General features: G+C 64.0%; 25 protein-coding genes and 1 tRNA gene. 15 read left to right on the top strand and 11 right to left on the bottom strand.

Annotated features, from left to right (window positions below; translation table 11 throughout):
• Positions 1-87 precede the first annotated feature (87 nt).
• Both FIV09_RS07165 and FIV09_RS20720 read left to right on the top strand, forming a co-directional pair.
• Entirely contained in the window at positions 88-813 is a 726-nt protein-coding gene (locus tag FIV09_RS07165; RefSeq protein WP_152449353.1) for a peptidase, read from the top strand.
• 169 nt (positions 814-982) lie between these two features.
• Entirely contained in the window at positions 983-2,185 is a 1,203-nt protein-coding gene (locus FIV09_RS20720; RefSeq protein ID WP_172975651.1) for a M10 family metallopeptidase, read from the top strand.
• A 308-nt stretch (positions 2,186-2,493) separates the two neighbouring features.
• On the opposite strand, the gene FIV09_RS07175 is transcribed toward FIV09_RS20720, so the two are convergent.
• A tRNA-Cys gene (locus FIV09_RS07175) sits at positions 2,494-2,567 on the bottom strand.
• 145 nt (positions 2,568-2,712) lie between these two features.
• Here FIV09_RS07175 and FIV09_RS07180 point away from each other — a divergent pair.
• The 6 genes from FIV09_RS07180 to FIV09_RS07205 all read left to right on the top strand — a co-directional run bounded on the left by FIV09_RS07180 (position 2,713) and on the right by FIV09_RS07205 (position 8,186).
• Positions 2,713-3,060 carry a YqjD family protein gene (locus FIV09_RS07180; RefSeq protein WP_152449355.1) on the top strand — a complete coding sequence of 116 codons (348 nt, stop codon included), beginning with the start codon at positions 2,713-2,715 and terminating at the stop codon, positions 3,058-3,060.
• 1 nt (position 3,061) lies between these two features.
• Positions 3,062-3,406: a hypothetical protein gene (locus tag FIV09_RS07185; RefSeq protein ID WP_152455292.1), complete on the top strand. Its 345-nt coding sequence runs from the start codon at positions 3,062-3,064 to the stop codon at positions 3,404-3,406.
• A gap of 33 nt (positions 3,407-3,439) precedes the next feature.
• Positions 3,440-4,480, top strand: coding sequence for an AI-2E family transporter (locus tag FIV09_RS07190; protein ID WP_152449357.1), 1,041 nt, complete (start codon positions 3,440-3,442; stop codon positions 4,478-4,480).
• Positions 4,481-4,637: 157 nt separating this feature from the next.
• Positions 4,638-5,291, top strand: a complete 654-nt coding sequence (locus FIV09_RS07195) for a protein-L-isoaspartate O-methyltransferase (protein ID WP_152449358.1) — start codon at positions 4,638-4,640, stop codon at positions 5,289-5,291.
• 61 nt (positions 5,292-5,352) lie between these two features.
• A complete protein-coding gene (locus tag FIV09_RS07200) occupies positions 5,353-6,765 on the top strand; it encodes a TolC family outer membrane protein (RefSeq protein WP_152449359.1) in 1,413 nt (470 codons plus the stop codon).
• A gap of 71 nt (positions 6,766-6,836) precedes the next feature.
• A complete protein-coding gene (locus tag FIV09_RS07205; RefSeq protein WP_152449360.1) occupies positions 6,837-8,186 on the top strand; it encodes a hypothetical protein in 1,350 nt (449 codons plus the stop codon).
• Between the two features lie 209 nt (positions 8,187-8,395).
• Here FIV09_RS07205 and FIV09_RS07210 read toward each other — a convergent pair whose 3' ends face one another.
• Positions 8,396-8,716 carry a DUF6280 family protein gene (locus FIV09_RS07210; protein ID WP_076450181.1) on the bottom strand — a complete coding sequence of 107 codons (321 nt, stop codon included), beginning with the start codon at positions 8,714-8,716 and terminating at the stop codon, positions 8,396-8,398.
• A 217-nt stretch (positions 8,717-8,933) separates the two neighbouring features.
• Here FIV09_RS07210 and efp point away from each other — a divergent pair, with 217 nt between their 5' ends.
• Positions 8,934-9,497, top strand: a complete 564-nt coding sequence (efp, locus tag FIV09_RS07215; protein ID WP_152449361.1) for an elongation factor P — start codon at positions 8,934-8,936, stop codon at positions 9,495-9,497.
• A gap of 82 nt (positions 9,498-9,579) precedes the next feature.
• On the opposite strand, the gene FIV09_RS07220 is transcribed toward efp, so the two are convergent.
• From FIV09_RS07220 to FIV09_RS07235, 4 genes are all read right to left on the bottom strand, one after another.
• On the bottom strand, positions 9,580-10,380 hold the full coding sequence (locus tag FIV09_RS07220; RefSeq protein WP_152449362.1) for a fructosamine kinase family protein: 801 nt from the start codon (positions 10,378-10,380) through the stop codon (positions 9,580-9,582).
• Positions 10,377-11,117, bottom strand: coding sequence for a folate-binding protein YgfZ (locus tag FIV09_RS07225; protein WP_152449363.1), 741 nt, complete (start codon positions 11,115-11,117; stop codon positions 10,377-10,379). The genes FIV09_RS07220 and FIV09_RS07225 overlap by 4 nt, the downstream gene beginning before the upstream one ends.
• A 96-nt stretch (positions 11,118-11,213) precedes the next feature.
• Positions 11,214-13,013 carry an ABC transporter ATP-binding protein gene (locus FIV09_RS07230; protein ID WP_152449364.1) on the bottom strand — a complete coding sequence of 600 codons (1,800 nt, stop codon included), beginning with the start codon at positions 13,011-13,013 and terminating at the stop codon, positions 11,214-11,216.
• A complete protein-coding gene (locus FIV09_RS07235) occupies positions 13,010-13,714 on the bottom strand; it encodes a tyrosine-protein phosphatase (RefSeq protein ID WP_152449365.1) in 705 nt (234 codons plus the stop codon). The genes FIV09_RS07230 and FIV09_RS07235 overlap by 4 nt, the downstream gene beginning before the upstream one ends.
• A 179-nt stretch (positions 13,715-13,893) precedes the next feature.
• Between FIV09_RS07235 and FIV09_RS07240 the strand changes: the two genes are divergently transcribed.
• Entirely contained in the window at positions 13,894-15,144 is a 1,251-nt protein-coding gene (locus FIV09_RS07240; protein WP_152452428.1) for an alanine--glyoxylate aminotransferase family protein, read from the top strand.
• A gap of 36 nt (positions 15,145-15,180) precedes the next feature.
• Here the strand turns inward: FIV09_RS07240 and FIV09_RS07245 are convergent, their stop codons facing one another.
• The 4 genes from FIV09_RS07245 to FIV09_RS07260 all read right to left on the bottom strand — a co-directional run bounded on the left by FIV09_RS07245 (position 15,181) and on the right by FIV09_RS07260 (position 17,661).
• On the bottom strand, positions 15,181-15,366 hold the full coding sequence (locus FIV09_RS07245) for a hypothetical protein (protein ID WP_152449366.1): 186 nt from the start codon (positions 15,364-15,366) through the stop codon (positions 15,181-15,183).
• A 60-nt stretch (positions 15,367-15,426) separates the two neighbouring features.
• Complete coding sequence (locus tag FIV09_RS07250) at positions 15,427-16,545, bottom strand: pyridoxal phosphate-dependent aminotransferase (RefSeq protein WP_152449367.1); 1,119 nt, start codon at positions 16,543-16,545, stop codon at positions 15,427-15,429.
• Between the two features lie 90 nt (positions 16,546-16,635).
• Positions 16,636-16,962: a DUF1992 domain-containing protein gene (locus tag FIV09_RS07255; protein WP_152449368.1), complete on the bottom strand. Its 327-nt coding sequence runs from the start codon at positions 16,960-16,962 to the stop codon at positions 16,636-16,638.
• A gap of 57 nt (positions 16,963-17,019) precedes the next feature.
• Entirely contained in the window at positions 17,020-17,661 is a 642-nt protein-coding gene (locus tag FIV09_RS07260; RefSeq protein WP_152449369.1) for an NAD(P)-dependent oxidoreductase, read from the bottom strand.
• Positions 17,662-17,778: 117 nt separating this feature from the next.
• Between FIV09_RS07260 and FIV09_RS07265 the strand changes: the two genes are divergently transcribed.
• From FIV09_RS07265 to FIV09_RS07280, 4 genes are all read left to right on the top strand, one after another.
• Complete coding sequence (locus FIV09_RS07265) at positions 17,779-19,065, top strand: lipoprotein-releasing ABC transporter permease subunit (protein WP_152449370.1); 1,287 nt, start codon at positions 17,779-17,781, stop codon at positions 19,063-19,065.
• Positions 19,058-19,741: an ABC transporter ATP-binding protein gene (locus tag FIV09_RS07270; RefSeq protein ID WP_152449371.1), complete on the top strand. Its 684-nt coding sequence runs from the start codon at positions 19,058-19,060 to the stop codon at positions 19,739-19,741. Before FIV09_RS07265 ends, FIV09_RS07270 begins: the two co-directional genes overlap by 8 nt.
• 114 nt (positions 19,742-19,855) lie before the next feature.
• Positions 19,856-20,653, top strand: coding sequence for a calcium-binding protein (locus FIV09_RS07275; protein ID WP_152449372.1), 798 nt, complete (start codon positions 19,856-19,858; stop codon positions 20,651-20,653).
• A 114-nt stretch (positions 20,654-20,767) separates the two neighbouring features.
• Positions 20,768-21,442 carry a DUF3047 domain-containing protein gene (locus tag FIV09_RS07280; protein ID WP_152449373.1) on the top strand — a complete coding sequence of 225 codons (675 nt, stop codon included), beginning with the start codon at positions 20,768-20,770 and terminating at the stop codon, positions 21,440-21,442.
• Here FIV09_RS07280 and FIV09_RS07285 read toward each other — a convergent pair.
• Positions 21,439-21,873 carry a DMT family transporter gene (locus FIV09_RS07285; protein WP_152449374.1) on the bottom strand — a complete coding sequence of 145 codons (435 nt, stop codon included), beginning with the start codon at positions 21,871-21,873 and terminating at the stop codon, positions 21,439-21,441. The genes FIV09_RS07280 and FIV09_RS07285 overlap by 4 nt on opposite strands.
• Positions 21,874-22,060: 187 nt before the next feature.
• On the opposite strand from FIV09_RS07285, the gene FIV09_RS07290 reads away from it, so the two are divergent.
• Positions 22,061-22,495, top strand: coding sequence for a cytochrome c (locus FIV09_RS07290; protein ID WP_152449375.1), 435 nt, complete (start codon positions 22,061-22,063; stop codon positions 22,493-22,495).
• The last annotated feature ends 28 nt before the right edge of the window (positions 22,496-22,523 follow it).

A 22,523-nucleotide genomic window follows, 5' to 3' on the forward strand; every position in this document is an offset into this window, starting at 1 on the left:
GTTGTTCACCATGGGGCCATCGGGCGATTGCAGGACCGGGGCGCAATCGTCTAATCCTCAGCGATACTGTCACAAAGGTTCGAATCGATGACCTATTGCGTCGGCCTCCTGCTCGACGAAGGCATGGTCCTGTTGTCCGACACCCGCACGAATGCGGGGCTCGACAATATCTCCACCTATCGCAAGATGTTCACCTTCGAGGCCCCGGGCGAGCGGGTCATTGCGATCATGACCGCAGGCAGCCTGTCGGTCACGCAAACCACCATCGCCCGCCTCACGGAGGCGATCGACAGCGGCGATGAGAAGCGCTCGATCATGACGGCGCATTCGATGCTGGCCGTGGCACAGATCGTGGGCGACACGCTGGGAGCGGTCAGCCAAGAGATCCGCGGCAAGATCCAGCAGCAGGAGAAGGTGTCGACCTCCGCCTCGCTCATTCTGGCGGGCCAACGCGCCGACGGGCCGATGCGCCTCTTTCTGATCTATTCGCAAGGCAATTTCATCGAGGCCACGGCGGAGACGCCGTATCTACAGATCGGTGAGCACAAATACGGCAAGCCGATCCTCGACCGGGTGATCGAACCCAGCACGTCGCTTGCCGATGCCGAGAAGGCCGTGCTTCTGTCGATGGATTCGACCCTGCGATCCAACCTCAGCGTGGGCATGCCGCTCGATCTCGTGGTGATCGAGAACCACGGCCTCCGGGTGGCGCGGTCGCGTCGCATCGAGGCAGATGATGCGGGCTTCCAGGCCATGAGCCAGGCCTGGTCCGAGGCGCTGCGGGAAGCCTTCCAGGAAATCGAACCGGTCTGACCCGAAAATAACCGCTCCGGGCAATTGCCATATTGCCTCGCAAAGGATGCTTGGCCTAATAATCGAGCATCCATTTGACGGCTTTGCGAGGTTCGGTATGTGCGTCTATTGCGATAAACTCGGGGCGATCAACCCGGCCAGCAGCAGCGCATCTCCCGCGGCCGCCGCGGTGACGACCAGTTACACGGATGCCATCGACTGGGGCACGCAAGTCTCGTCCGGCCAAATGAACGCCGACGGTGACATGATCATCGAGTATTACTACGTGCCCGCCGGGGAGCGGTTCGGCTTCTTCACGACCGAAACCTGGACGGCGTACGAACAGCAGCAGGTGGAGCTTGCCTTCGACACCTACGAGGCGATCCTCGATGTCGAGTTCGTCGAGACCACGAACGAGGCGGATGCCGAATTCCAGCTCCACAAGATCGATGCGAACGGCCTTTATCTCGGCGTGATGAACCCGCCGGGGCTCCGCAACGAAGGCGATGCCGGGTTTGCCAGCGACGGCACAGGCTGGAATGACACGGGCGGGCTCGAACAGGGCGGCTTCGGCTTCATCACCCTGATCCACGAATTCGGCCACGGCATGGGCCTGGCGCATCCGCATGACACTGGCGGCGGCTCTTCGGTGCTGCCCGGCGTGAGCAATTCGGGCGATACCGGCTTTGGCGATCTCAATCAGGGCATCTACACCACGATGTCCTATATCGACGGCTGGGCCACGAACCCCGACGGCGCGCTCAACCCCGCGATCACGAGCGATTACGGCTACCAGGGCACGCCCATGGCCGTAGATGTCGCGTTGTTGCAGGACAAGTACGGCGCCAACATGGACTACAATACCGGCGACAGCGTCTATCTGCTGCCCGACAGCAACGGCGCCGGCACCTTCTATTCGTGTATCTGGGATGCGGGTGGCACCGACGAGATCCGGTATAACGGCAGCGATGACGTGGTGATCGATCTGCGGGAAGCGACGCTCGAACTGGAAGAAGGTGGCGGCGGCTGGCTGTCTTATGCAGATGGCATTTATGGCGGCTACACGATCGCCAATGGCGTCGTGATCGAGAACGCGACGGGCGGCTCCGGCGACGATGCAATTGTCGGCAACGCCGCGGATAACGTGCTGACGGGCGGCGCCGGGGCCGACACCTTCATATTCGTCGAAGGGCAGGGTGGCTACGACGTCATCACCGATTACGAGCGTGGCGTGGACCGGTTCGATTTCAGCGATTACGGCGTGTTCCGAGTTTTCCGCAATCTCGAGGTGGACGCCACCGCGGATGGGCTCGAGCTGAGCTTCTTCGACCAGACGATACTGCTCGAAGGGTTCGGCCGCGGAGAAACCGGCGCCACCGAATACACCGCCTGATCCGGACCAATTGTCTGACGGCGCGCGCGCTTGCGTGCCTCGTTTCGCGTCTTGGGACCTGTTTTTTCACGCCTCGCAGCATTCTGTCCGGTGTCTTTTGAGGTGATGCGTGAAGTGTGGCGCTCAAGCCTCTGGTAGGGCATATTTTTCCGCGTGTGAGTGGCGGTGGTTATCCTCTGCTAGCCAGACGTCCAGACCATTGCCTGATCGTCGCTGAAGTCCGTCCGCGACATCAGAAAAAACCCGCAAATCCCCGCAGTGCCGCGAAAAAATGCGCGACAGGTCAATCCGTCATTCCAGTGGGGGTATGGAGGCGAGTACCGGAATCGAACCGGTGTACACGGATTTGCAATCCGCTGCGTAACCACTCCGCCAACTCGCCAGAGCGACCCTGTCTCTAGGAGGCTGCTCGGGCGGCGTCAAGCGGATATGCCAACGACGGGCAGCCGATTTTCCCAAACACCAAAACGACGCGGAACAAGATGGCCTCATACCGCGTTTGTGATTGGACAGATTTGAGAGGGAACATGGCACAATCGCAGAACACCACGAGCTCGACGAGCACCAAGGAAACCGACAAGGCCGACACGGATGCGCTCAAGGCGCAGATCGACACGCTAAAGGCAGATCTGGCATCCATCACCGACATGCTTGGTGAGATCGGCGTCCGGCGCAAGGATGAGACTCTCGAGGCGGCAAAGGCGCGCTATGCGTCGGCGCGCTCCGAAGGTGAGCGGCTCTACAGTGAGGCCCGTCACCGGGCGGAGGACGCCCAGGATCAGGCTCTGGAGGCAATCCGCCGCCAGCCCGCAACGGCCATCGGTCTGGCTGTCGGGATGGGCTTTCTCTTCGGCTTCCTGACCAGCCGGAAGTAAAATGGCTTTGCTTGCCCATGCTGAGGCTGTCGCGCGCCGAAAGGTGCGTGGCGCCGTCTTTTCGACCATCGGGACAGTGTTCATCCTCGCAGGCGTGGCGTTTCTTTGCGTCGCGCTTTGGATCGTGTTGGTTGAACTCCGGGGCGCGCTTTTTGCAGCGCAAGTCATCGGCGGAAGTCTGTTTGGAATTGGCCTTATTTTTCTGGGGATCGGGAAATTCGTCTCCCGCAGACCCGTCGTCGTCGGCGCGCATTCCGCAGCTCCCCAGACCGCGACATTGCCCGTCGTCCAATTGATCGAAGGTTTCCTGATCGGCCTCGATGCCGGTCGCAAGTCACGCAAGTGACCGCAGCCCGCGCGTGACGGGTCGGAGTGCAGCTTGAAACAGAAGACCGGAGCCTTTCAGGCGGCCGTGATCGTGATCGCGGGCATCCTCGTGGCGGGCGTGCTCCATTTTGCCGCCGATATCGCCGCGCCCATGACGCTTGCTGTGGTCACCGGTATCATTGCGGCGCCCGTCCTTGATTTTCTGTGCCGCGTGGGTGTGCCCGTGGGCGTCGGAGCCTCCATAATTCTTCTGGCCACAATTGCCATCATCGTCACCGCTGTTGTCGCCTTCGAGCCGATATTTTGGCGGTTCGTGGATGCGATCCCGACCATCCGATTGGAAATCCGCGAAATCATCTGGAATTTCCGGGAGACGCTGAACAGCATCGGGAACGTAAACGAAGAAATGCAGGAAGCCTTCGGCGGTGGCTCGGGCGAGGGGGATTCCAATGAGGGCGCGAGCGTTCCTTCGCTGACAGATGCAATGCTCGCAGCACCTGCCATCATTGCGCAGGCGCTGATCTTCGCGGGCACCTTCTACTTTTTCCTCGTGAATCGCCTGGAGGTCTATTCCTTCCTCGCGCGTCGCCTCAGCGCGGTGGGGGAGACGGAGCTGATCAAGCGGCGCTTCCGGGTCGCCGAGAAACTCGTCTCGCGGTATTTCCTGGCGATCACCATCGTCAACTTTGCACTGGGCTTTGCGGTCACCGCCATCATGACCGCGCTCGGCATGCCGCTGCCTTACGTCTGGGGGCTTGCGGCAGCCCTTCTGAATTACGTGCTGTATCTCGGGCCTGCGGTGATGGTCGTCGTGCTGCTTCTGGGCGGGCTCGTGAATTTCGAGGGGCTGATGGTGGCCGCACCGGCTGCGTGTTTCATGGTGTGCAACATGATCGAGGCGCAATTCGTGACGCCGGCCTTCGTGGGCCGCCATGTGCGCCTGAACCCGCTTCTGGTCTTCGTGGCGCTTGTCTTCGGGATCTGGTTCTGGGGGCCGATCGGGGGCATTGTGGCCATTCCGGTCCTCGTGATCGGGGTCGCGATGACGGACGACAAGCTCGAAACCCAGGCCCGGACAGCCAACGCCGCCTGATCCGCTCAGCCGCGCGGACGGGCGCCTTTGTGTCGCATTCCGGCAGCCTTTATGGAAATTTGAACACCATCACCGTCTTTCGCAATGCTGCGATGTTGCCGGTTCTGCACGGCTGTGTCAGAACGAACGGGCAGTATTGAACGAAAGAGTTTAGCGGATGTCTGACTACGCGACCCTTCGCAGAGTGATGGTGGACACGCAGGTCCGCCCCTCCGACGTCACCAAGTTCCCGATCATCCAGGCGATGCTGACCGTGCCGCGAGAAGCGTTCCTGCCGAATGACAAGGCCGAGGTCGCCTATATCTCGGAACCGATCGACATCGCACCGGACCGCACCGTGCTGGCCGCGCGCACCTTCGCCAAGATGGTCGATGCGCTCAATGTGACCAATGACATGCTCGTGCTCGATATCGGCTGTGGCTACGGCTATTCGGCCGCGGTTCTGGCGCGGATCGCCGAGGCGGTCGTGGCCGTCGAGGAAGAGACCGATCTTGCCGCCGAAGCGCCCGGCATCCTGTCGGAGACCGGAGCGGACAACGTGGTCCTGCATGAAGGCCCGCTGACGGATGGCGCGCCGGAACACGGCCCCTATGACGCGATCATTCTCGAAGGCGGGATCGAGGAATTGCCCGCCGGGATCGAAGCGCAATTGAAAGAAGGGGGGCGCATTGCCTGCCTCTTCGTCGAGGGTCGCCTCGGCACGGTGCGGATCGGCTACAAGATCGATGGGCATCTCAACTGGCGATATGCCTTCAACGCAAGTGCCCCGGTCCTTCCGGGCTTTGCGAAGACGCGGGCATTCGCACTCTGACAGGCCTTCGCGCCGCGCTGATGCGACACGAGGGAGAGCAATACGAGCGGGAGGCAGCCGGATGGCGCTGAAACACACATTTGTCGCCGCGGGTCTCAGCCTCGCAGCCACGTTCTCGACCCTCGGTGCCGCAAAGGCCGACACCCTGGCCGACGCCCTCGTCGGAGCCTACAATTCCAGCGGCCTTCTCGAACAGAACCGTGCCTTGCTGCGGGCCGCAGACGAGGATGTCGCCCAGGCGGTCGCGGCCCTGCGCCCGGTTCTGGACTGGACGGCGGATATCACCCGTCAGTTCAGCGAAAGCCGCAGCGCGAACACCCTTGGCACGGTCGTGGGCTCCGTCACCGAGACGGCGTCGATCGGCATTTCCGCCTCGTTGCTGGTCTATGATTTCGGGCGCACGCAGCTCAGCGTCGATGCCGCGAAGCAGGCGGTTCTGGCGACCCGCTACCAGCTGATCGGGATCGAGCAGGAAGTGCTGTTCCGCGCCACGCAGGCCTATTACGAATTGCAGCGTGCGCAGCGTGTCCTGACCGTTCGCCAGAACAACCTCAGCGTCATCAGCCGCGAATTGCGCGCCGCGCGCGACCGGTTCGAGGTGGGCGAGGTGACGCGCACCGATGTCGCCCTCGCGGAGGCGCGTCTTGCCGAAGCGCGCTCTCAGCTGGCCGTTGCGCAGGGTGATGTGGCGCGCGCGCAGCAGGAATACCTGCGCGCCACCGGCCGTCAGCCCGGCGGCGTAAACGCATTGGGCAGCGTGCCGAGCATCCCGGGATCGGTCAGTGCGGCGACCACCATCGCCCTCAAGACCCAGCCCGATCTGATCGCCGCGCAATATGCTGTCACGCTTGCCGATCTCAGCATCGCCATCGCCGAGGCTTCCCTGAAGCCCAGCGTGAACCTCACGGGCCGCTACGGCTATACGCAGAACCTCGACGACAACGACTTCTTCAATCGCGGCGGCTCGATTTCGCTGGGCGCATCCGGCCCGATCTATCGCGGCGGGGCGCTGACCTCGGCCCTGCGGCAGGCCGTGGCCAATCGCGATCAGCGCCGCGCGCAGCTCCATGTCGTTGCCGAGAATGTCCGCCAGAATGTCGCCAATGCCTATGTGAACGTGCAGGTTGCGCGCTCGGCCATCCAGGCCAGCCAACAGCAGGTGCAGGCGGCGCAGGTGGCCTTCAACGGGGTGCGCGAGGAAGCGCAGCTTGGCGCGCGGACGACGCTCGATGTGCTCAATGCGGAGCAGGACCTGCTCGACGCCCGCACCTTGCTGATCTCGGCGCAGGTCGATGAATATGTCGCGGCCTATAACGTGATCGCCGCGATGGGCCGCCTGACCGTGGCAGAGCTGAACCTGCCCGTGCAGCAATACGATCCCACCGTCTATTACAACCTCGTCAAGGACGCGCCTGCGCTCTCCAGCCAGGGGGAACAGCTGAATCGTGTCCTGAGAGCGATTGGAAAAGATTAAGGTTTTTCCGATCTGTTGTGCGGAATCGGGGGCGGGGTTACACTCGTGCCCGAGGTAGAGCGGTGAACAACATGTCCAAACATGGATCGAGTGTCGAAATAGAGGACGTTCTGGCGTCGATCCGTCGGCTTGTCACGGATGACGGCCGGGGCTCTGCCGCGCGCGCGCTGCAGCCGAAACGCGTCGAGGCTGACGACGAGGCCGGGTCGGATCCATCCTCCGCAGCGATACGCGCCAACAAGGCGGCGAAGATCCTGCGTGCCGACCGTTTGATTCTGACGCCCGCGCAGCGTGTCGCGGATCACGATCAGCCCGACACCAATGATGCGGGATCAGCCAACGGCCATGGGGGCTCCAACGGAAATGGTGCGGCGCATGACACGGACAGCGCACCCGAACCGATTCTTCTGACCGAACCGCACCGCGTCGACACCGCGGCGGAGGCCGTGGAAGACCCGACCGATGGCGTGGATGCCTATGCGGAGCCGCTGGAAAGCGTGGCGCCCGATAGCGATGAGGCACATGCTGACGCGCAGCCTGAAGAGGCGCCGCATTCTGACAATGCCCATTGGGATGATGAGGCCGCGACGGATCTGATCCTCGATGCAGTCGACACCCAGGATGATGCGGATCTGCAGGATGACGCGGAGGTGTCCGCAACGCTGTCGTCCATGCCGGGCGTGTCGGAATACAACGAAGACGACGCTTACGAGGATGAGGGCGAGAACGCCGCTGACAGCGATCAGGACGCGCCGAACTCGGTTCTCGCGCAGGTGATCCGGGATGAATTGTCCGCGGCGCTGGGAGAAAACGCGCCCGAAGCGACGGGCGGTGCCGACCAGCCTGCCGACCGGGCCGTGGACGACGTCGCGGCACCCCGCCGCGCGCCGACCGATATCGCGGAAGATGCGGCGCAGGCAGCCCCCGCCATTCGGCCGACCCGCCCGGATATGCCGGAACGCGCCGTCAATGCCGAGGCCGAGGCGCGATCGCCGCGATCCGATGCGCCGCGGCAGGGGCTGTCGCTGGAAGAGAAAATCGCCGAGCTCGAAGCGATGATCGGCGGCACCGGGGCCGCGGATTGGGAAGATGAACCGCAGGGCCAGGACAGCAATACGGGCTTTGCGCAGCGCTTCTCCTCTCCGCTGGAATGGGAAGATGCCCCGCGCCCCGAGGCGATCTTCCAGACGCGACGGGCAGGCGAATTGTCCCGGATCGCCGACGATCTCGACGAGGATGTGCCCGGTGAAGCGCCCGCATCTCCGCTCGCCGGTCTCGACGAGGAGGCCTTGCGCGAATTGGTGGCAGGCGTTGTGCGCAGCGAGCTGCAGGGCGCTTTGGGCGAACGGATCACGCGGAACGTGCGCAAACTGGTGCGCCGTGAGATCCAGCGCGCCATGATGAGCCAGAATTACGAATAAGCGACCTCTTGGCCGTGTCTGGCAAAGCCGCTCCTATTGGGGGCGGCACCCCTCCAGCATCTGCGTGATGTGGGAGCAAACAGCTTGCCCGAACGGGCATACGTGAAACGAAGGCTCCGGCGCGACGGATCGCGCATCAAAACAGTTTGCGCATAAAAAAGGCGCGCCCGGAGGCGCGCCAAATCAGGGAAATCAAAGGTCTCGAAAGATCAGGCGGCTTCGGCCTGCAACGCGGCGTTGCGACGCTCGCTCTCTTCGCGCGAGAGCGCGACGGAGGTGCGGACACCTTTCGAGACGAACTCCATCAGACCTTCCACGACACGCTCGTTCGGGTCGATACCGGCGCAGCTCAGCACCTCGCGACCGTCCCGGGAGCGCGCCCAGCGGGCAATCTGCTCGGGTCCGTTTCCATACTTCTTGTCGTCGGCGATGGCGTCGTCGAGCGCGGCAAGCACAACAGCTGCGAAGAGCTTGCGGGCACGATTGCCCTGCTCGGCATTGAAAGCCGTTCCGTCAACGAAATCTCGCATAAGTCGTCCTTCTGATTATTGGTCTTGTGCTTCGGGCGTGAGGGCCCTTATGGCCTATCTTGCTCGATTCGGATACACCTGAAACGCATATCTTGTCTTCGTTCTGTGCATATCTGCGATCCGGCCCAACACGATATATGGTAAGGTTGCAGGGGTCTCGATGGGCAGATATAGGGGGCGACACGATCCGATCAACCTTTTGCCATAGAATTGTTACATGCCCAAGATCAACGGAAACGAGATTCGCCCGGGCAACGTGCTCGAGCATAACGGTGGCCTCTGGGCCGCGGTGAAGGTCGACCATGTAAAGCCCGGAAAAGGCGGCGCTTTCGCACAAGTCGAGATGCGCAATCTGCGCAACGGCTCGAAACTGAACGAGCGCTTCCGCTCCGCCGACAAGGTCGAGCGCGTCCGCCTCGAACAGCGTGACATGCAGTTCCTGTTCGAAAATGACGGCATCATGACCTTCATGGATGCGGAAACCTACGACCAGGTCGAATTGCCCGCCGAGATTCTCGGCGATCGTCGTCCCTTCCTGCAGGACGGCATGACAATCCAGGTCGAGTTCTACGAATCCGAAGCGCTGAACGCGACGCTGCCCCAGAAGGTCACCTGCCGCGTGGCCGAAACGGAGCCGGTGGTAAAGGGCCAGACCGCGGCCAACTCGTTCAAGCCTGCGATCCTCGACAATGGCGTGAAGATCAACGTGCCGCCCTTCGTGGGACAGGACGAAGATGTCGTCGTGAACACCGAGACGATGGAATATTCCGAGCGCGCCTGAGCGCTCCACGACAGGTCGAAAAAAGCCGCGGCGCCTTCGGGCCCGCGGCTTTTTTATGTCTGAGACAGGCGCCCCGGTCGATCTACACCCCGGCCTCGTCCAGAAGCCGCGTGACCATGGGCGCGTAGCTGTCCCCGAAGAGGCGCAGATGCACCAGCGCGGGGAAGAGCTGATATAAAATGCGGCGCGCCTCGAACCCCGGCTCGAGATGGCCGTAACCGCGCCAGAAGGCGGTGTCGGGCTGTCCGAACAGGGTCAGCATCGCCAGATCGACCTCCGCATGACCGTAATAGCTGGCGGGGTCGATCATGTAGGCGCCCTGATCGGTGAAATGCACGTTTCCGCCCCAGAGATCGCCATGCAGCAGGGCGGGGTTCGGCGCGGCCGGCAGACGGTTGCCCAGATCCGCAACCAGCGCCTCGATCCGGGCGCCGATGGCGGCAGGCAGATGCGACAGGAACGGCAGGAGCCGACGCTCCCCCCAGAAGGCGGGCCAGGAGGCCGCAGCGGCATTTTCGATCCGGACGTCCCCGAAGGCGTAGTCCTCCGACCAGCCGTAATCCTGCCCGTCCCAGCTATGCATCTTGGCAAGCGCCGTGCCGAAATCGCGCCAGGCCTGCGTGGTGGCCGGGGCAGGGGGCAGGTATTCGAGACAGATCAAACCGTGCTCGACATGCAAAACCTGCGGCACCGGCGCGTTCACCAGCGCCATGGTGGCCAGCATCCGGGCCTCGGCATCGACGAGGGTTCCGCGCTTGGTGACCATTTCGCGACCATCATCGAGTGTGATCCGCGCGACCTGGCTCAAATCGCCGCCAGTCATGGCTTCGGTGCGCGCAACCGTCGCGCCAAGTGTGTCGAGAAGGGGCTGTGGCAGGCTCATCCCTGCACCTTTACGCGCGCCCCGTCCGCGTCCATCTGCCCCGCGGCCCGCTGAAACCGCAGAAATGCGAGCCCCGCGCCGCCTGCCTGCGTGTAAAGAATACCTGCCGGTTTTCCGTCCGCCGTGATCTCCGTACCGGGAGGCGCTTCGCCTTCGACCTCGACGACGGCAAGGCCCTTCTTCAGCTCGGTCTTGTGTTTCATCCGGGCGGTCACCTCCTGGCCGACATAGCAACCCTTGCGGAAATCGACGCCGTTCAACCGCTCGAATCCCATCTCGAGGATGTAGCTCTCGGGCGTCAGTTCCACGCCGCTTTCGGGGATGCAGGCCGCCACGCGCAGCGCGTCCCAGTCCACATCCGGCTCCGAGGGCCGTCCGTCATAGGCACGCCAGCCCATTCGCGGATCGCGCGGATCGGCAAATGCGCCCTCGGGCGGGGCGCCGGTGCCCCGGGCCACGATGATGTCGGTCTCCTCGATCGTGACCTTGGCGCGCAGTTTGTAGAGGGTCAGCGCCTTCATCAGATCGGCCGCCAGAGGCGTTGCCACATCGAGAAGAATGTCGTCGCCCTCGGCCACGAGGAAGAAATCCGCCTTGTACTTGCCCTGCGGCGTCAGCAGCGCGGCATAGACCACGCCGCCTTCGAGCCGGTCCAGATCGTTGGTCACAAGGTTCTGCAGGAAGTGATGCGTCTCCGCGCCCGAAAGGCGGAGCACGGTGCGCTCTGTCTCGCTCATATCAGCCTCTTTCTGTTGGCCGTAACTTAAAGTCTCAGACGGCCGCTGCAACCGGAGGGACCGGGCGCGACGCGGCAGACCTGCTAGGCGGATGCCTCAATCGGCGTCCCGTATTTGCAGGTTGTGCAGATCGGCATAGAGCCCGCCTTCGCGCAGAAGCGCCTCGTGCGTGCCTTGCTGAACGGCGCGGCCATGGTTCATCACGACGATCTTGTCCGCGCCGCGAATGGTCGACAGCCGGTGCGCGATGATCAGCGTCGTACGTTGGCGTGCCAGTTGATCGAGGGCGGCCTGCACATCCGCCTCGATCTGCGCATCGAGCGCCGAGGTAGCCTCATCGAGAAGCAGCACCGGCGTGTCGCGCAGAATTGCACGCGCGATGGCCACGCGTTGGCGCTGACCGCCCGACAGCTTGGAGCCGCGCGGCCCCACCGTCGCATCGAGCCCGCCCTGCAGCTTCGGCAGGAAATCGGTGACCCGCGCGGCATCGAGTGCGGCCTGCAGGCGCGCCTCGGACACATGGTCCTGCCCCAGCAGGATGTTGTCGCGCAGGCTTTCGTCGAACAGGAGCGCGTCCTGGCTCACAACCGAGAAGATCGCGCGCAGATCGGCGAGCGCCATGTCTTCCGTGCGGATACCGTCCAGCGTCACCGTACCGTTCTCGGGGTCGAGGAGACGGGTCAGCAGATTGAACACGGTGGATTTCCCGGCGCCCGACGGGCCCACAAGTGCGGTCACCTTGCCCGCCTCCGCCACGAAGGACGTCTCCTGCAGAATCGGGCCGTCGCCGTAACTGGCCGTGACGCTGTCGAAGGCGATGCGCGGCGGCGCGGTGGGTGCGGGGACCGGATGGTCGGGATCCGTCACGGCCGGTTTCAGATCGAAGAGCTCGCGCAGCCGTTCAAGCCCGGCAAGGGCGGGCTGCAACTTGCCCGACAAGCCGCCCAATCGGCGCAGGGGTTCGAAGGCGAGGCCGATGGCGGTGAAAAAGGCCACGAAATCGCCGACGGTCTTGTCGCCCGACAGGATCTCGCCCCCGCCGAAATAGAGGACCGCGGCAAAGCCCATTCCGGACATGATGTCGATCAGACCGGGGATCGCGGCTTCAGCTGCGGAATTGCGGATATTGATGCCGACGACCCGCTCCGACAGGCTGCGAAACCGATCCGCCTGGTACTGCTCCAGCGTGTTGAGTTTCACGGGCACGATGCCGGTGAAGACCTCGTTCAGCCGTGTGGACAGGCCCGCCTGCATGTCCCGAACCCGCCGCGAATTGCCGCGCAGGACGCGCTGCAACAGGAAGGCCGGCATGATCAGAAGCGGCGCGCCCACGAGCGCGATCAGTGTCCAGCGCCAGTCGATCGCGAAGGCCACCCCGAAGAGCGAGATCAGCGCCACGACATCGCGCCCCGCGCCGGTGATGAACGCCTTCCACAGCGTGTTGATCGTGTTCACATCGCCGTTCAGGCGCTGCATCAGATAGCCCGGCCCGTAGGTCTGGTGAAAGCCGCCATCGAGCGTCATGATATGGCGCAGAAGCGCCTCACGCAGCTCCATCATCGAGATTGCGGAGACGCGCGACATGATCGTCTTCTGTCCGATCCCCGCGAGTGCCCGGATCGTGAAGATGCTGAAGAAGGCGATGCCCACAAGGCCGATATATTGCTCGCCGCCCTCGACGAAGACCTGATCGAACATGGGCTTCATCATGTAGGACAAGGCGCCGAACATGGCGCCTTCCAGGGTCATCAGGATGAAGGCCACCAAGAACCAGGGCCAATGGCGGATGAGGTAGTCTCGCCAGATCCAGCCGAACAGGGCCACCCGTTCGCGGAACGTATTGTCTTCGCCCGCGGCATATTCGTCCGAGGATTTGAGGCGGGTCTGTTCGCTCATTCGGGCTGGGCCAGTTCGGAGGGGGGGCGTTTGCGGTCGAAGCCGTCCTGCAGACGGGCGGCGCGGTATTCGTCGCGAATCCAGTCCTCGAACCCGATGGGCCCAAGCGCCTGCCGCGCCTCATAGACGTCGATGATGTAATCCTGGATGCCGGTCTTGGTGAACTTCAGGTGCATGTACCGCAGGCCCAGATGCTTGCGCGCCTCCGCCGGGCTCTGGCCCTCGAACACGATCAGGTAGACCGTGGCCAGGAACCCGGTGCGATCGGCCCCCGACTTGCAGTGAAAGACCAGCGGTTTTTCCGCCTGCCGGATCGCGTCGATGGCCGTCAGGATGCGCTTCGAGGACGGCGCCAGCCGCGCCCAGAGCTTCGCATCGACCAGGGTGAGGCCCAGCTCGTCGCAGATTTCCCGCTCGAACAGGTAGAAGGAGAACTTGTCCGGGCCGCGCAGGTTGATCACGGTCTTGATGCCCATCGCCTTGAACTGCCGGAACCGGCGGTCGGTGGGATGGTTCGACCGGAAGACGCCCGGCGCCACCTTGTAGAAATTGGTCCAGAGCCCGCGCAGGATGCCATGATCGAAGAGCGCCATGTGAACGCGCGACAGGAAGCGGTTCCACGGGGTCGAGATATCCTTCCCGAAGGATCGCATCAGACGGCGCTCGGCCTCGGCAATCCGGTTCCATGCTGTTCTGATCATCGGGTCGGTTACCAGCCTCTGGGTCACGGGCGGGATGTATCCCGTCGGGCGCCTGCATGAAACCCTTCGCGAAAATTCGATGCGCGAGGCGTGACGCGATTGACGCCCCCTCTGACGGAAGTAGGTTCAAGGCGTTGCCGGTGCAAGGCGACACCCTTTCAGCACAGGATGCAGAACTCATGTCGCTTGCCAATGGTCGCCCCTATCTTGCCATCCCCGGACCCTCGGTCATGCCGGATGCGGTCCTGCAGGCGATGCATCGGGCCTCCCCGAACATATACGAGGGCGCGCTGATCGACATGGTGGCAGGCCTCGTGCCCGATCTCAAACGCGTGGCCCGCACCGATGGCCATGTGGCGATCTACATCTCGAACGGGCACGGCACCTGGGAGGCCGTCCTGGCCAACACGGTCGCACCGGGCGAAAAGGTCCTGGTCTGTGCTACGGGCCGCTTCGGTCACGGCTGGGCGGAAATGGCCGAATGCATGGGGATCGAGGTGGAAATCCTCGATTTCGGCAAGGCCGCGCCGATTGATCCCGAGCGTTTGCGGGCGCGTCTGCTGGAGGATGCGGGCGGCAGGATCAAGGCGGTGCTGGCGGTTCATGTGGATACGTCCTCGTCGATCCGGTCCGATATCGCCGAATGCCGCCGCGCGCTCGACGAGGCCGGCCACGGCGCGCTTCTGATGGCCGATTGCATCGCGTCGCTCGCCTGTGACCGCTTCGAGATGGATGCCTGGGGCGCGGATGTCACGATCACCGGCTCCCAGAAGGGGCTGATGGTGCCGCCGGGGCTGGGCTTTGTCTTTTTCAACGACCGTGCGGATGCGGTCCGCCGCAAGATGCCGCGCGTCAGCCGCTACTGGGACTGGTCCCCGCGTGCCAATCCCGAGATGTTCTATCAGTATTTCGGCGGGACCGCGCCGACGCATCACCTTTACGGACTGCGCGCCGCGCTCGACATCATCCACGCGGAAGGGATGGAGGCGATCTGGGCCCGCCACGCCACGCTGGCCCGCGCCATTTGGGCCGCGGTGGAGGTCTGGGGCGAGGGCGGCCCCTTGCGTCTCAACGTGGCCGATCCCGCAGAGCGCAGCCATGCCGTGACCGCGATGCGCATCGGTGCGCCCTTCGGCGCGCAGCTTCGCGCCTGGACGGATGCGCAGGCGGGCGTGACGCTGGGCATCGGGCTCGGCATGTCGGAAGAGGGCGATCCCAAGGGCACGGGCTTTTTCCGCTTCGGTCACATGGGCCACGTGAACGCGCATATGGTTCTGGGCCTTCTGGGCACGGTCGAGGCCGGGCTTGCCGCCATCGATGTGCCGCATGGTGCAGGCGGTGTGTCAGCCGCGGCCCGCGTCGTGGCCGAGGCATCAGGTGCGGCGGCCAATACCGCGGCCAAGCCCGCTGCGGCCTCCGCCGCGTCATAAGAGTGTCGGGTTAGGAATCAGGCGTGTCGCGGCGGGCTACGATCCTCCGCGCCGAGCCCCGATCGCGTCGATCAGCGTCTTTAGCGCCCAAGCGAGCGCCAAGACGACGGGCAAACCGAAAACGGCCCAGATCACGCCCAGCATCCAGAACAGATTAATCGCCGCCATGACTAGGGCGGGCATAGTGTAATCGGGCGCGCGGCCTTGAGGATGCTCGTGCATGATCCGGTCCTCTGTCTTTTGCAGGGGAAAGGATAAAACGAATGCTGCGCAAGGAAAGCCCTAGAACGCGGCGTGCTCCTTGGCATCCGCAAGCGCCAGCGGCAGCACCTCTTCGAAGACATCGAGGTCCTCGGGCCGCCCGCAGGACACACGGATACAGCGGTTTTCCGGCGCCTCGAAGGGCATGCGCACGAAGACGCCGCGCGCCACCAGCGCATCGAGCACGGCCTTGGCAAAAGCCCCGTCGCCTCCGCAATCAATCGCGACGAAGTTCGTTGCAGACGGCAGCGGTGTTAGCCCGTTCGCGCGGGCAATCTCGCCGATCCGCGCGCGAGAGGTGGCAACCTCCGTCTGCACATGGGCCAGCCATTGCCTGTCCTCGAGCGCGGCGAGGGCCGCCTCCTGCGCGGGCCGCGTCATTCCGAAATGATCGCGCACCTTGTCGAAGGCGCGGATCAGGTCCGGCGCGCCCGTGGCATATCCTACCCTGAGCCCCGCCATGCCGCGCGCCTTGGAGAAGGTGCGCATCCGGATGACGCGCGGGTCATCGGGATCGATCCGGGGCGCGGTGCCCTCGGGCGCGAATTCGATATAGGCCTCGTCGAGCAGCAGAAGCGTGCCCTCGGGCAAGGTCTCGATCGCGGACTCGATCTCCGCGCCTTCATACCAGGAGCCCATCGGATTGTCGGGATTGGACAGGTAGACCAGCTTGGCCTTGGTCGCGCGCGCGGCCTCGATCAGTGCCGGCAGATCTTCACGATCGTCGCGAAACGGAACCTTGTGCAGCGCGCCGCCGAAACCCGTCACATGGTAATTGAAGGTGGGGTAGGCACCCTTGGAGGTCACGACGGGATCGCCCGGCTCCACCAGCAGACGAACGAGCGTGCCCAGAAGTCCGTCGATGCCGCCGCCGATGACGATGTTTTCGGGCTTTGCCTGCATCTCGGCCGCCAATGCGGCCTTCAACGCGTGGTTCGTGGCATCGGCATACATCCAGACCTCGGTTGCCGCCCGGCGCAACGCTTCCGTCGCCGCCGGAGACGGGCCAAAGACCGACTCGTTGGCGCCAAGGCGTGCCCGGAAAGGGCGGCCCATCTGCCGTTCCTGCACCTCGGGCCCGACGAAGGGCACGTTGGAGGGCAGGGTCTCGGCGAGGCGGGTATATCTGGGTCCGGTCATGCCGTCTGAATATCCGCAGCGACGAGCCGCAAGCAAGGGGGCAGCCCGGTCTGCGCGCATCTCTCTGGCCGAGGCGCGCCCGTTTGAGGATTATCGCCCGCGCCGCCGCTGCTCCATCGTCATAGCGTAGCGCATCTCCAGATCTGCAAGCGTCTTCATGAGCCGCAGCCGCTCCTCCGGGTCCTCGCAAAGCCGCAATGCCTCGCGCGCTTCGTTCACGGTGCGCTTGAGGCTGACCTCGAAGGGCACGGCCCCGGCCTCGGACATGATGCGGAACCCGGCCTGGGTCGCCGCGTCCAGACCGTCATGGCTTTGCAGGTCCGGGATCGGTTGCCCCGCACCTTTGAGGTTGTCGAACAGACCGTCTTCCGCGGCCTCCTGCATGCGCTTCTCGGCGATCCTTGGAAACAATGCCATCGCGTTCAGATCCTGGTCGTCATTACCAGCGTATCAAGACACGGGAGGCCCTGCGCATCAACGGGCCAGAACCGGGGCCTCGTGCACATACGCGTTATCCTCGATCGCATGGATCAGGAAATGCGCGACATCCTTGCGCGATATCAGACCCATGCGCCAGTCTTTCGGCTCGGTCAGGACGCGGTACTGGCCGGTCATGGGCCGCTTTGTCAGGATCACCGGGCGCGCGATGGTCCAGTCGAGGTTGGAGGCTTTCACCAGCTCCTCCTGCCGGGTCTTGTCCTTGTAGGGCTCGCCCAACAGGAAGGCGTGGCCCTGCCGTTCCACCCAGCTGAGCGCAGAGATCGACTCGCCCGCAGCGATGCCGGTCACGGCCAGGAACCGCTTGGGGCCATGGGCCTCCATCAGCGGCAAGAGGGCGCGCGTCGCATCCGAGAAGAGCGTGACCTTCTTCCAGATCATCGACACGCTTTCCTCGATGCCGAGGCACATCACCACGGCATCGACATCCTTCAATGCAGGCTCCAGATCCTCGGACCGGGTCGCGTCGCCTGCCCAACGCTCGAGCGCATCATGCTCCAGCGTCATCTTGTCTGCCGAGCGCGCGAAGGCCCGCACGGTATGCCCGCGCTCCAGCCCGTATTCGACGACATTCAGACCAATCCCCTTGGTCGCGCCGATCACCAGTATTCTGCTCATATCCGAACTCCTTTGAGTATTTAGTTAAGCGGCGCCGTGCCGAAGAAAAGGCGTCACTGCGCTTGACGGGGCAGGGCGCAGCGGTCACCTATCGCCCGACACTATAGCCGAGACACGATGCCCCGTCGCACAGCCCCCTTTGCCCCGTTCGAATGGATGATCGCCTGGCGGTACCTGCGTGCGCGCCGCGCCGAGGGCGGCGTCAGCGTCATGACCTGGATCAGCCTGATCGGCATCACGCTTGCGGTCTTCGCACTGATCGCAACCCTCGCGGTGCGGTCCGGATTTCGCGCGGAATTCGTCGATACGATCCTTGGCGCGAACGCTCATGTCACCGTCTATGCCTCTGAAACGCGGGACGAAAACGGCGTCGTGAGCCGCAGCTTCACAGACTTTCAGGCGCGCACGGACGCCGTCTCAGAAGTGCCGGGCGTGGAGCATGCCGCGCCCGTGGTCAAAGGTCAGGTCATGGCCAATGCCAATGGTCGCAATTCCGGGATCGAGGTTTTCGGCATGGCCGCGTCGGACGTGCAGACCCTGCCGCGCATCGTCGATCCAGAGACGGGCCGCGGCGACTTTTCCCGCTACGGGGACGGCATCGCGATAGGATCGGGCGTGGCGCGGGAGCTCGGTCTGCGCATCGGCGATCCGGTCAAGATCATCTCGCCCGACGGGGTGAAGACCGCCTTCGGACAAAGCCCGCGCTCCAAGTCGTACGAGGTGGTCTACATCTTTTCCGCGGGGCGCTACGACATCGACCGGACGCGCGCCTACATGCCGTTCGCGGAGGCGCAGCTCTTCTTCAACCGCGACGGGCAAGCCGATGAAATCGAAGTAATTGTTTCGGATCCCGAGGCGGTGTCCGAATATCGCGGCGCGATCCAAGCCGCAGTGGGCTCCGGTGCCTATTTGTGGACCTGGCAGGATGCGTCTGGCGGGTTTCTGAACGCGCTCGAGATCGAGGATAACGTGATGTTCGTCATCCTGTCCGTCCTCGTTCTGATCGCGGCAATGAACATCACCTCCGGTCTTATCATGCTGGTGAAGAACAAGGGTCGGGATATCGGCATTCTGCGCACGATGGGGCTGACCGAGGGTGCGGTTCTGCGGGTCTTTTTCATCTGCGGCGCCTTTACGGGCATCATCGGCACGGTCGCGGGCGTCGTCTTGGGATGTCTCTTCGCGATCTACATCGATCCGATCTTCTCGGCGGTGAACTACGTCGCCGGGGGCGGGGTCTGGGATCCGTCCGTGCGCGGCCTTTATCAATTGCCGGCCAAGTTGGAGCTCGGCGACGTGTTGTCCGCCGTCGCCTTGTCGCTGGGATTGTCCTTCATCGTGACGATCTTTCCGGCCCGGCGTGCGGCGCGCATGAACCCGGTCGAGGCGCTGCGTTATGAGTGATCTGGCTCTCGATCTGCGCGGTATATCCAAAAGCTATAACAAGGGCTTGCCGAACGCCGTTCATGTGCTGCGCGAAGTGGACCTGGCCGTGATACCCGGGGAGGCTGTCGCGCTTGTGGCGCCCTCTGGCGCCGGAAAGTCGACGCTTCTGCATATCGCCGGGCTTCTGGACACGCCCGATGCGGGCCAGTTGACGATTGCCGGGCAGGACATGACCGGTCAGCCCGACCGCCGCCGCACCCGAATGCGGCGCGAAACGGTGGGCTTCATCTACCAGTTCCACCATCTTCTGCCGGAATTCAGTGCCGCGGAAAACGTTGTTCTTCCACAGCTTGCGAATGGAAGCTCACGTAAGGACGCGGATGCGCGCGCGGCAGATCTCCTGGCCTCCGTCGGTTTGACGGACCGGGCCCATCACCGACCCGCCGCCTTGTCGGGTGGCGAGCAGCAGCGTGTGGCCTTCTGCCGTGCGATGGCCAATGCGCCGCGCCTCATCCTGGCGGATGAACCGACGGGCAACCTCGATCCCGACACGTCGGAGCGGGTGTTCGACACGCTCATGCGCCTCGTGCGCGAGACGGGGCTTGCGGCGGTGATCGCGACGCACAATCTCGAGCTTGCCGCGCGCATGGATCGGCAGGTGCGGTTGGACCAGGGCACATTGCGGGCGCTGTGACCCCGATGCATCGCGACGATGGGTTGCGATCGTTATCCGAAAAACTTGCCATAAATTGACCTCATTATTCGGTTCCTGTCGCATCGTTTTCGGCGGAGAGATGTGGACTGTGTGATGGGTGCGGAACTTCTTTTCATTCTTCTGGCTTTAACGCCTGTTGCAATCGGTGCGGGTCTGATCGCCACCGGTGCGGAGGACGGGCAGGACGAATTCGGCGCGGATCCGGCCAGAGAGGACGGCGCCGAGGTGGAGGACGCCGACGACCTGATCCCCGCACGCCCCGAGGACAGTTTGGACATTCCGGGAACCGAGGAAGACGACATTCTGACAGGCACCGATGCCGATGAGTTGGTCCTCGCGGATGCAGGAAGTGACAGCGTGGATGCAGGCGCGGGCGCAGATTACGTCGAAGGCGATGACGGGGCCGACTCGCTTCTCGGTGGGGAGGGCGATGATGTTCTTCTGGGCGGGGAAGGCGATGACGTGCTGGAGGGCGGCGCGGATGACGACGTCCTTGCTGGCGGTGTCGGCGCCGACACGCTCTCGGGTGGATCGGGCAACGATATCCTGCTCGCGGATGATGCGGAAAACGAGGACGACGACGCGGATGTGCTGGATGGCGGAGAGGGGGACGATGCCCTGTTCTTTGGTCCGGGCGACAGTGCGACCGGTGGTGAGGGGGCGGATGTCTTTGCACCGAGCGGGTCCGCTTCGATTACCGATTTTGACAGCGCGGAAGACGTCCTCCTGGTGCGCTATACTGGCGAGACCGCCCCGGAGATCACCGATCAGGTCGTCACGTCCACGGGGCTGGAGGTTAGCCTGTCCAATGGTAGCGTCATCACCTTGGCGGGTGTGACCGAGCCTTTGGATGTGGCGAGCATCGCGTTCCTCGAAACAGCGGCCCTGTGATGTCTGCGCGGTGACGTCACCGCTCCGCGCCGCGCTCCCGTGGCGTCACGTCATTGTGCCTCGCTGTAACCTTCGGGCGCGATAGGTTCCGGGCTGTAACGTTACGAGGATCACATGCCCAAAATCTTCCGCTTCTCCGCCCGTCCTGTCCTGTCCGGCGCGCTTCTGGCCGCGTCTCTGGCGCTTCCTGTTGGCGCCGCCTCGGTCCCGTTCGAGGATTCAGCGTGGAAAGTGCAGCGATTCTCGCTCTTTTCCGGGAATGATTATGGCTTTGAAGGCGATAGCCTGTCTGTCGCTTCGGATGGAACGGTCTCCATCGCCTATCGTCCGCTGGCGCCTGCGAACTGGGGGGCGCGCTCCGCCTCTTGGTCCTGGTCGGTGGATGCGAGCGTGCCCGCAACGGATCTGACGCAGAAGGGCGGCGATGATCGCAACCTCGCCGTCTATTTCGTTTTCCTGCCGGAGGCGCAGGCGCGGGAATTGCAGGGCGCGTCCATCACACGGCTTCTGAACGAGGACGCGATCCGCGCGCTCGTCTATGTCTGGGGCGGCGATCATGGCCGGGGGGACGTGCTCCCAAGCCCGTATCTGGGCGAGCGGGGCAAGACGGTAGTCCTGCGGGCCGCGGGGACGGGCGCCCATGGCGAAGACATCGATCTCGCCGCGGATTATGCCCGGGCCTTCGGGAGCGATGCGCCGGGTGCGCTTGTGGGGATCGCCGTGTCGGGCGACAGCGACGACACCGAGAGCCGCATCGATGCCTCGATCCGCAACCTCGCGGTGAACTAGGCCCTCTGCGTGATCCAGACACCCAGCGCCATGACCGCAATGCCGGTCAGGCGCGTCATTGTCAGCGGTGAGGGGCGCGCGCCGAAGAGGCCGAACTGATCGATCACAGCGGCGGAGACGAGCTGCCCGATCAGCACGAAAAACACCGCATTCCCGACCCCGAAATGCGGTGCGATATACGTGACCGACAGCACGTAGAAGGCCACGAAGAACCCGGCAAGAAAGAGGTGTTTCGGAGCACCTGCGGCCCGCGCCAGGGCATGCGGCCCGGTGATCAGCGTCGCGGCTGCCGCCGCGGAAAAGGCCACGACGAACAGGATGAGGGCTGCGGCGGAGGGCGATCCCATGCGCGCGCCGAGGGCCGCATTGAGAGCCGCCAGAAGCGGGATGCCGATCCCGGCGAGAAACATAATGCTGGCATATTGGAACATGGCGCACCTCATCGGTATCCCCGCATGCATGCGGGGCCTCTTCGGCGGAAGGTGGACCGCGCGGCCGGGCATGTCACGCGGAAAGCGGCGCGGATGGTGCGCGGAGAGGGCGCGCCCGGGTCATCGCCCCTTGCGCGGGGCGCCGGTGCTTGCCAGACATGTGAGGGAGCAGGACAGGAGCACCATCATGACCTTCACGCGCATCGCATTCGCCACGCTCGCCCTGGCCGGGCTGTCGGCATGCCAGGTGGACGAAACGGGCGGACAGGCCGCCATGCCCGGCGCCTCGGATGGCGCGCGGCTCTACCAGGAATATTGCGCGATCTGCCACGGGCCGGGCGGCAAGGGCGACGGGACGATGGCGCGCGCCATGCAGAAACCGCCGCGCGACCTGACGCTGCTGACGGTGCGCAACAACGATGTCTATCCCGCGGCCAAGGTCATCTCGACCATCGACGGCTATGCGCGTTCCGACATCTCGGGGCCGAGCATGCCGGAATTCGGGCAATTGCTGCGCGGCGATCTCGTGCCCTATGACACGGGCGACGGGATCCAGACGCCCACGCCGCGCACGCTCGTGGCGCTGACCGAATACCTGCGCACGATCCAGGTGACGCGCTGAGGTCTCGGGGCGCAAGGCTGATCGCTGA

The organism is Roseivivax sp. THAF197b, from assembly GCF_009363255.1.
Taxonomy (GTDB): Bacteria; Pseudomonadota; Alphaproteobacteria; order Rhodobacterales; family Rhodobacteraceae; genus Roseivivax.